The organism is Hydrogenophaga sp. A37, assembly GCF_002001205.1.
Lineage (GTDB): Bacteria > Pseudomonadota > Gammaproteobacteria > Burkholderiales > Burkholderiaceae_C > Hydrogenophaga.
Genome location: NZ_MUNZ01000092.1, coordinates 1 through 8,326 on the forward strand (window position 1 = coordinate 1; position 8,326 = coordinate 8,326).

9 protein-coding genes are annotated in these 8,326 nt (G+C 69.4%); 8 read left to right on the forward strand and 1 reads right to left on the reverse strand.

All coding sequences use genetic code 11. From position 1 onward, the window contains the following. Positions 1 to 101: 101 nt before the first annotated feature. The 8 genes from B0E41_RS09940 (at position 102) to B0E41_RS09975 (ending at position 7,437) form a co-directional block, all read left to right on the forward strand. Positions 102 to 1,298 carry an acyl-CoA dehydrogenase gene (locus B0E41_RS09940; RefSeq protein ID WP_077330936.1) on the forward strand — a complete coding sequence of 399 codons (1,197 nt, stop codon included), beginning with the start codon at positions 102 to 104 and terminating at the stop codon, positions 1,296 to 1,298. Next, positions 1,295 to 2,512 (forward strand): CaiB/BaiF CoA-transferase family protein, encoded by a 1,218-nt coding sequence (locus tag B0E41_RS09945; protein ID WP_077330937.1) that lies wholly within the window; start codon positions 1,295 to 1,297, stop codon positions 2,510 to 2,512. The genes B0E41_RS09940 and B0E41_RS09945 overlap by 4 nt, the downstream gene beginning before the upstream one ends. A gap of 58 nt (positions 2,513 to 2,570) precedes the next feature. Continuing rightward, the gene (locus tag B0E41_RS09950) at positions 2,571 to 3,437 is read left to right on the forward strand and encodes a fumarylacetoacetate hydrolase family protein (RefSeq protein WP_077330938.1); all 867 of its coding nucleotides are present in this window, start codon (positions 2,571 to 2,573) and stop codon (positions 3,435 to 3,437) included. Positions 3,438 to 3,476: 39 nt separating this feature from the next. After that, positions 3,477 to 4,460: a tripartite tricarboxylate transporter substrate binding protein gene (locus tag B0E41_RS09955; protein ID WP_077330939.1), complete on the forward strand. Its 984-nt coding sequence runs from the start codon at positions 3,477 to 3,479 to the stop codon at positions 4,458 to 4,460. 151 nt (positions 4,461 to 4,611) lie between these two features. Beyond that, entirely contained in the window at positions 4,612 to 5,160 is a 549-nt protein-coding gene (locus B0E41_RS09960; RefSeq protein ID WP_077330940.1) for a VOC family protein, read from the forward strand. Between the two features lie 5 nt (positions 5,161 to 5,165). Next, complete coding sequence (locus B0E41_RS09965) at positions 5,166 to 6,605, forward strand: aldehyde dehydrogenase family protein (RefSeq protein ID WP_077330943.1); 1,440 nt, start codon at positions 5,166 to 5,168, stop codon at positions 6,603 to 6,605. 24 nt (positions 6,606 to 6,629) lie between these two features. After that, positions 6,630 to 7,220, forward strand: coding sequence for a malonic semialdehyde reductase (locus B0E41_RS09970; RefSeq protein WP_077330941.1), 591 nt, complete (start codon positions 6,630 to 6,632; stop codon positions 7,218 to 7,220). A gap of 10 nt (positions 7,221 to 7,230) precedes the next feature. After that, the gene (locus B0E41_RS09975; protein WP_066253099.1) at positions 7,231 to 7,437 is read left to right on the forward strand and encodes a tautomerase family protein; all 207 of its coding nucleotides are present in this window, start codon (positions 7,231 to 7,233) and stop codon (positions 7,435 to 7,437) included. A gap of 12 nt (positions 7,438 to 7,449) precedes the next feature. Here B0E41_RS09975 and B0E41_RS09980 read toward each other — a convergent pair. Further along, positions 7,450 to 8,326 (reverse strand): prenyltransferase (locus B0E41_RS09980; protein WP_077330942.1); only part of this gene is annotated, 877 nt, incomplete at its 5' end.

An 8,326-nucleotide genomic window follows, 5' to 3' on the forward strand; every position in this document is an offset into this window, starting at 1 on the left:
GCTCTGCCCCTACCCGCTGCTGGCGCGCTACACCGCCGGCGACACCGAATCCGCCGCCAGCTTCACCTGCCAGCGCTGACCCTTCTTTCAGATCACCATCCATGTCCACCACCTCCTTTCTCTGGGACGACCCGTTCCTGCTCGAACAGCAGCTCGACGCCGACGAGCGCGCCGTCCGCGACGCCGCTGCGGCTTACGCGCAATCCGAGCTCGCACCGCGTGTGCTGATGGCCTTTCGCGAAGGCCGCACCGACCCCGCCCTGTTCCGCGAGATGGGCGCCCTCGGCCTGCTCGGGGCCACGCTGCCGACCACCCACGGCGGCGCGGGCCTGAACCACGTGTGCTATGGATTGATCGCTCGCGAGATCGAGCGCGTGGACTCGGGCTACCGCACCATGCTCAGCGTGCAGTCCAGCCTGGTGATGCTGCCCATCCACGCCTTCGGCAGCGACGCCCAGCGCCAGCGCTACCTGCCGCGCCTGGCCTCGGGCGAATGGATCGGCTGCTTCGGCCTCACCGAACCCGACAGCGGTTCCGACCCGGCCAGCCTGGCCACCCGCGCCACCCGCGTGCCCGGCGGCTTCAGCCTGAGCGGCGCCAAGATGTGGATCACCAACAGCCCCATCGCCGATGTGTTCGTGGTCTGGGCCCAGCTGGCCGACGAGGCCAGCGGGCGCGATCAGATCCGAGGCTTCATTCTCGAAAAAGGCTGGAAGGGCCTGAGCGCGCCCGTGATCGACGGCAAGGTCGGCATGCGGGCCTCGGTCACCGGTCAGATCGTGATGGACGCAGTGTTCGTGCCGGACGAGAACCTGTTGCCCGGCGTGCGTGGCTTGAAGGGCCCGTTCACCTGCCTGGACAGCGCGCGCTACGGCATCGCCTGGGGCGCGTTCGGCGCGGCCGAAGACTGCTGGCACCGCGCGCGCCGCTACGTGCTGGACCGCAAACAGTTCGGCCGCCCGCTGGCCGCCAACCAGCTGGTGCAGAAGAAGCTGGCCGACATGCAGACCGAGATCGCGCTGGGGCTGCAGGGCTGCCTGCGTTTTGGCCGCATGAAGGACGAAGGCACCGCCTCGGTGGAACTCACCAGCATGCTCAAGCGCAACAGCTGCGGCAAGGCGCTGGACATCGCCCGCGTCGCGCGCGACATGCTCGGCGGCAACGGCATCAGCGACGAATACGGCGTGGCCCGCCACCTGGTGAACCTGGAGGTGGTCAACACCTACGAGGGCACGCACGACATCCACGCGCTGATCCTCGGTCGCGCACAAACCGGCCTGCAGGCGTTTGCATCATGAACACCACCACTGCCCCCACCACCGACGGCGCGCTCTCCCACCTCCAGGTGCTCGACCTCTCGCGCGTGCTCGCCGGCCCCTGGGCCAGCCAGATGCTGGCCGACATGGGCGCCGAGGTGATCAAGATCGAACACCCGGAGCGCGGCGACGACACGCGCGGCTGGGGCCCGCCCTACCTGAAAGACCCGCAGGGAAACGACGTCGAATCGGCCTACTTCCTCTGCACCAACCGCAACAAACAATCGGTCGCGCTCGACATGGCCACGCCCGAAGGCCAGCGACAGATCCGCGAGCTGGCGCTGCGCTCCGACGTGCTGATCGAGAACTTCAAGGTCGGCGGCCTGGCGCGCTACGGCCTGGACTACGCCACCCTGAGCGCGCTCAACCCGCGCCTGATCTACTGCTCGATCACCGGCTTCGGCCAGACCGGCCCCTACGCGCAGCGCCCGGGCTACGACTTCATGGTGCAGGGCATGGGCGGGCTGATGAGCCTGACCGGCGTGCCCGACGGCGAAGACGGCGCCGGCCCGATGAAGGTGGGCGTGGCGCTGACCGATGTGCTCACCGGCCTGCACGCGGTGGCCGGCATCCTGGCCGCAGTGGCCTGGCGCGAGCGCTCGGGCCTGGGCCAGCACATCGACCTGGCCCTCTTGGACGTGCAGGTCTCCTGCCTGGCCAACCAGGCGCTGAGCCACCTGGTCACCGGCCAGTCGCCGCGCCGCCTGGGCAACGCCCACCCGAGCATCGTGCCCTACCAGTCCTTCCCCACCGCCGACGGCGAGATGATCCTGGCCGTGGGCAACGACAGCCAGTTCGCCTCGCTGTGCCAGGAGGCCGGTCACGCCGAGTGGGCCGCCGACCCGCGCTTTGCCACCAACGCCGCACGCGTGGCGCACCGCGGCGAGCTGGTGCCGCTGCTGCGACAGGTCACGGTTCAGCGGACCACCGCGCAGTGGATCGATGCGCTCGAAACCGCCAACGTGCCCTGCGGCCCGATCAACACGCTGGAGCAGGTGTTCGCCGACCCGCACGTGCAGGCGCGCGGCCTGCGTGTGGACCTGCCGCACCCGCTCGCGGGCACGGCCCCGGCGGTGGCCAGCCCGCTGCGTTTTTCGCGCACACCGGTGCAGTACCGCTGGGCTGCGCCCGCGCTGGGCGCCCACACCGAACCGATACTGGCCCGCTTGCGGGAAACCCCAGTGCCAGACGCCTGACCTTTTTGTCCACGGGGCAACGTCCCTATCCTCTCATCTCACTTTTTGAAAGCACCCCATGAAACTGCTGTCGTTTGAACACCAAGGCCAGGCCTCCTGGGGCGCTGTTGTCGGCGAACACGTCGCCGACCTCTGCCGCGCCTACCCGCAGTACCCCACGCTGCAGGCCTACATCGCGGCGGGCCGCACGCCGCACGCGGCCGCCGACGCCGCGAGCGTGCCGGCCGACCTCCCGCTGGCCAGCATCCGCTTCCTGCCGGTGATTCCCCACCCCGAAAAAATCGTCTGCGCGATCCGCAATTACCACGACCACCACCGCGAGGTCGTGGCCGCCGGCCTGGACCGCGAGCTGTCCGAATTTCCACCCATCTTCCTGCGCGTCTGGCGCTCGCAGGTGGCGCACAACCAGCCCATCCTGCGCCCGCACTGCTCCGATTCGCTGGACTGGGAGGGCGAGCTGGCCGTGGTGATCGGCAAGCCCGGCCGCAACATCCCCGAAGCCAGTGCCCACGAGCACATCGCCGGTTATTCGATCTACAACGACGCCAGCATCCGCGAGTGGCAGTTCCACGCCAAATCCATCGCGGCGGGCAAGAACTTCGAGTCCACCGGCGCCTTCGGCCCTTGGATGGTCACGGCCGACGAGATCGCACCCGACCGTTCGCTCAAGCTGGTCACCCGGCTCAGCGGCGAGCAGATGCAGTCCACCACCACCGACGACATGATCTTTTCGGTGGCGCAGCAGATCGCCTACGCCTCGACCATCTTCACCCTGGTGCCGGGCGACGTCATCGTCACCGGCACGCCCGGCGGCGTGGGCTGGAGCAAGAAGCCGCCGCGCTTCATGGTGCCGGGCGATGTGGTCGAGGTCGAGATCGAAGGCATCGGCATCCTGCGCAACACCATCGAACAAGCCCCGCAGTAACCCCAGGCAATCAGCCTCAAAAACACAGGAGACAAGACCATGACCCAGAACCCTTTCATTCGTTTCGGCGCCGCCCTGGCACTGGCCCTGCCGCTGGCTTGGCCGGTCGCGGCCGGCGCACAGACCTATCCCGATCGCCCCGTGAAGGTGCTGCACGGCTTCGCCGCGGGCGGCAACGCCGACGCGGTGGCGCGCCTGGTGGGCGCGGAAATGGCCAAGGGCCTGGGCCAGCCGCTGGTGATCGAGCCCAAGGCCGGCGCCGGCGGCACCATCGCGGCGGCCACGGTGGCCTCGGCCAAGCCAGACGGCTACAACCTGCTGCTGGCCACGGGCGGCCACGCCATCGCGGGCGTGCTCTACGACAAGCTGCCCTACGACACCGCCAAGTCGTTCCAGCCGATCTCGGCGCTGACCTCGTTCCCCTTCCTGGTGGTGGTCAACGCCGCCAGCCCGCACAACAACCTCGGCGACCTGCTCAAGGCGGCCAAGGCAAGACCCAACCCCATGACCTTCGGCTCGGCCGGCATCGGCACCGGCCAACACATGACCGGTGAGCTGCTGGCCAACCGCGCCGGCGCGGCCTTCACCCACGTGCCCTACCGCGGCGAGAGCGCGTCGGTGACCGCGCTGCTGGGCAACGAGGTCGACTTCGTGGTGATCGCGCCGACCACCGCCCTGCCCCAGGTGAAGGCCGGCAAGCTGCGCGCGCTCGGCACCTCGGGCAGCGCCCGCTGGAGCGGCTTGCCCGACGTGCCCACGGTGGCCGAGCAGGGCGTGCCCAACTTCGAGGTGCGTTCCTGGACCGCGCTGCTGGCGCCAGCCGGCACGCCGCAGCCCGTGATCGATCGCCTGAACGCGCAGGTCACCACCGCGCTGCAGGACGCCACCCTGCGCAGCAAGCTGGCCGAGGCGACCGGCGGCGACGTGCACGCCAGCACACCGAAGGAGCTGCAGGCCACCATCGAGGGTGACCTCAAGCGCTGGGCGCAGCTGGTCAAAGACGCCAAGATCCAAAAGGATTAAGAAATCACCCCCCGCGCCGCTTCGCGTCACCCCCAAGGGGGCGGCACTGGCCGTCCGGCGAAGCCGGCCCGGCGGTGCCCCCGGTTGGCGTTGTTGCGTGCGGTGCGGTTGGCGCTCCGGCGCCTTGAACAATTGAAGAGGACCCTTAACCATGAACGTCACCCGCCCCACCCCCGCCCACTTCGGCTTCTTCGTCTACGACCTCGACAAGATGGTGAACTTCTACACCCAGGTGTTCAAGCTCACCATCACCGACGAAGGCCTGGGCAAGAACTTCGGCAACCGCTTGGTCTTCATGAGCGCCTCCGAAGACCAGCACCACCAGATCGTGCTGTCCGAAGGGCGGTCGCCGGACTCCAAGGTCAGCACCATCATGCAGGTGTCGTTCCTGGTGCCCGACCTGGCCGAGCTGCGCTGGAACCGCGACAAGGCCGAGGCCCTGGGCGCCTATGAGATGCGCCCCATGAACCACGGCAACGCCTGGTCGCTGTACTACTTCGATCCCGAGGGCAACCGGGTCGAGGTCTACCTGGACACGCCGTACTACGTCAACCAGCCCTACGGCACGCCGCTCGATCTGAGCAAGAGCGAAGACGAGCTGCTGGCCGAGACCTTCGCCATGGTGCGCGACGACCCCAGCTACATGCCGCTGGCCGAGTGGCAGGCGCGCTTTCGCCAGCGCGGCGCGGGGCGCGCGTGATGACGATGGGACACAACTTCATCGGTGGCGAGTGGGTCGCGGGCGCGCGCAGCCTGCGCAACATCAACCCCTCGGACACGCGCGACGTGATCGGCGAGTACGCGCTGGCCGACGCGGCGCAGGCCCGGTCAGCGGTGGACGCGGCCTCAGTGGCGTTTCCCGCCTGGTCGCTCTCCGGGCCGCAGCAGCGTTTTGACGTGCTCGACAAGGCCGGCAGCGAGATCCTGGCGCGCAGCGCCGAGCTCGGCGACCTGCTGGCGCGCGAAGAGGGCAAGACCCTGCCCGAAGCGGTGGGCGAGGTGGTGCGTGCCGGGCAGATCTTCAAGTTTTTTGCCGGCGAAGCCCTGCGCCAGCGCGGCGAGCTGCTGGCCTCGGTACGGCCCGGCATATCGGTCGAGGTCACGCGCGAACCCCTGGGTGTGGTGAGCCTGATCACGCCCTGGAACTTCCCCATCGCGATCCCCGCCTGGAAGATCGCGCCCGCGCTGGCCTTTGGCAACTGCGTGGTCTTCAAGCCCGCCGAGCTGGTGCCCGGTTCGGCCTGGGCGCTGGCCGAGATCCTCTCGCGCAGCGGTCTGCCGGGGGGCGTGTTCAACCTGGTGATGGGCTCGGGCGCCGAGATCGGCCCGGCCCTGGTGGACGACCCGCGCGTGGCCGGCCTGAGCTTCACCGGCTCGGTGGCCACCGGCCGTCGCCTGGCGGCGGCCTGCGCGGCGCGAGGCGCGAAGTACCAGCTGGAGATGGGCGGCAAGAACCCGCTGATCGTGCTCGACGACGCCGACCTGGCGGTGGCGGTGAACTGCGCGGTGCTGGGCTCGTTCTATTCCACCGGCCAGCGTTGCACGGCGTCGAGCCGGCTGATCGTCACCGAGGGCATCCACGACCGTTTCGTGGCGGCCGTGGTGGAGCGGCTGAAGCAGCTCACGGTGGACGACGCGCGCCGCCCGGGCACCGACATCGGCCCGGTGGTGGATGAGCGCCAGCTCGCGGTGGACCTGGACTACATCCGCATCGCGCAGGCCGAAGGCGCCACGCTGGCCTTCGGCGGTGAGCACCGCGCCGCCAGTGAATCGGGTCAGCCCGGCCACTACCTCACCCCGGCGCTGTTCACCAACACACACAACAGCATGCGCATCAGCCGCGAGGAGGTGTTCGGGCCGGTGGCCAACGTGATCCGCGCCCGCGACTATGACGAAGCCCTGGCGCTGGCCAACGACACGCCGTTCGGCCTGTCCAGCGGCCTCTGCACCACCAGCCTCAAGCACGCCAGCCACTTCAAACGCCATGCGCAGGCGGGCATGGTGATGGTCAACGCGCCCACGGCGGGCGTCGATTACCACGTGCCGTTTGGCGGGCGCAAAGGCTCCAGCGTCGGCCCGCGCGAGCAGGGCAGCCACGCCGCCGAGTTCTACACCACGGTCAAGACGGCCTACACCGCGGCCTGACCGCTCCAACCCCCTCAAAGACCCATGACCAACCCACCAATCTCCCCCGCCGAACAGGCGTTTTCAGCCGCCCGAACCTTCGCGAAATTCCGCGACGAGCCGATCAGCGACGAGACCCTGAAGGCGCTCTACGAACTCGCCAAATGGGGCCCCACGGCCTCCAACTGCCAGCCCGCGCGCTACGTGTTCGTGCGCAGCGCCGAGGCCAAGGAAAAACTGCGCGCCTGCCTGGCGCCGGGCAACGTGGACAAGGCCATGGGCGCGCCCGTGACCGTGATCGTGGCGCAGGACAGCCGGTTTTTTGAGCACCTGGTGACCCAGTTCCCGCACATGCCCACGGCCGCCGCGCCCTATGAGAACAACGCCGCGCTCGCGCAGACGGTGGGCCTGCGCAACAGCAGCCTGCAGGGCGCCTACCTGATGGTGGCCGCGCGCTTGCTGGGCCTGGACTGCGGCCCCATGAGCGGCTTCGACGCCGAGGCACTCGACCGTTGCTTCTTCCCCGACGGCCGCTACCGCTCGAACTTCCTGATCAACCTGGGCCATGGCGATACCTCGGCCCTGCGCCCGCGCGGTCCCCGGCTGGCCTTCGACACCGTCGCCACCTTCGAATAGGAACGTCCCCATGCCATTCATCGACGTCAAGATCATCGAGGGCGTGCTGCCCGACGACAAGAAACACGCACTGATCGCGGCCATCACCGAGGCGGTGGTCCAGGTCGGCGGCGAGGGCTTTCGGCCCATGACGCGCTGTGTGATCCAGGAAATCCGCAGCGGCTGGTGGGGCTCGGGCGGCAAGCCGCTGACCACGGAAGACGCCCGGCCGAAATAAGCCGGGCGCGCCTCAGTGCAGGCGCGCCAGCAGCGCGAAACCGGCCGCCATGCCCAGGCCGTGCAGCAGGGTCGCGGCCACGGTCAGCGCCAGCGCGGGCTGGAGTCGTTCGGTCTGGTGGCGGTGGCGCCAGAGCAGCCACGTGGCGCCCAGCGAGAACGGCAGCGACACCAGGCCCCAGAGCGCTTCCAAGGGGGGAATCAACAGCCCCACGCTGAGCACCAGCCAAGCGTGGGCGCTCACCACCAGCCCGGCGTACAGCCCCGCCGCCCCAGTGGGGCCGAGTCGCACCGCCAGCGTGCGTTTGCCCACCCGGGCGTCGGCGCGAGCGTCGGGAAACCCGTTGATCAGCAGCAGCGCGGCCACCATCAGCGCAAAACCCAGCGCCGCACTGGCCGGGATCACAAAAAACTGGCGCCGCTGCACGTAATCGGCCCCTATCACCACCAGAAACCACACCAGCGCCACCGCCAGCTCGCCCAGGCCGCGCGACATCAGCTTGAGCGGCGGGGCCGAATACGCCCAGGCCAGCAGCAGCCCGGCCATGCCCAGCAGCAACACGCCGCCACCGGTCTTCACCGCCAGCAGCAGACCGGCGGGCACCAGAAACAGCAGCAGGCCCTGGGCCAGATCGGCGGTGTCGCGCTCGCTCACGCGGCCGTTCTGGATCAGCCGCGAGCCACCCGTGAACGGAGAGATGCCCTCGGTGTTGGCGGCGTCGGCACCGTTGCGCGCGTCGTGCAGGTCGTTGAGCACGTTGCCCGCCGCGTGGGCCAGCACCGCCAGCGCGGTGGCGACCAGGGCCAGCCAGGGGTCCAACCCGCAGCCGCAGGCCGCGGCGGTGGCCGTGCCCAGCGCGCAGCCCACCACCGTGAGCAGCAGAAAGGCC

Excerpts from the sequence above, each read along its gene's own strand:
- B0E41_RS09940 (WP_077330936.1), top strand. The coding sequence starts at position 102 with ATGTCCACCACCTCCTTTCTCTGGGACGACCCGTTCCTGCTCGAACAG.
- B0E41_RS09945 (WP_077330937.1), top strand. The coding sequence starts at position 1,295 with ATGAACACCACCACTGCCCCCACCACCGACGGCGCGCTCTCCCACCTC.
- B0E41_RS09950 (WP_077330938.1), top strand. The coding sequence starts at position 2,571 with ATGAAACTGCTGTCGTTTGAACACCAAGGCCAGGCCTCCTGGGGCGCT.
- B0E41_RS09955 (WP_077330939.1), top strand. The coding sequence starts at position 3,477 with ATGACCCAGAACCCTTTCATTCGTTTCGGCGCCGCCCTGGCACTGGCC.
- B0E41_RS09960 (WP_077330940.1), top strand. The coding sequence starts at position 4,612 with ATGAACGTCACCCGCCCCACCCCCGCCCACTTCGGCTTCTTCGTCTAC.
- B0E41_RS09965 (WP_077330943.1), top strand. The coding sequence starts at position 5,166 with ATGGGACACAACTTCATCGGTGGCGAGTGGGTCGCGGGCGCGCGCAGC.
- B0E41_RS09970 (WP_077330941.1), top strand. The coding sequence starts at position 6,630 with ATGACCAACCCACCAATCTCCCCCGCCGAACAGGCGTTTTCAGCCGCC.
- B0E41_RS09975 (WP_066253099.1), top strand. The coding sequence starts at position 7,231 with ATGCCATTCATCGACGTCAAGATCATCGAGGGCGTGCTGCCCGACGAC.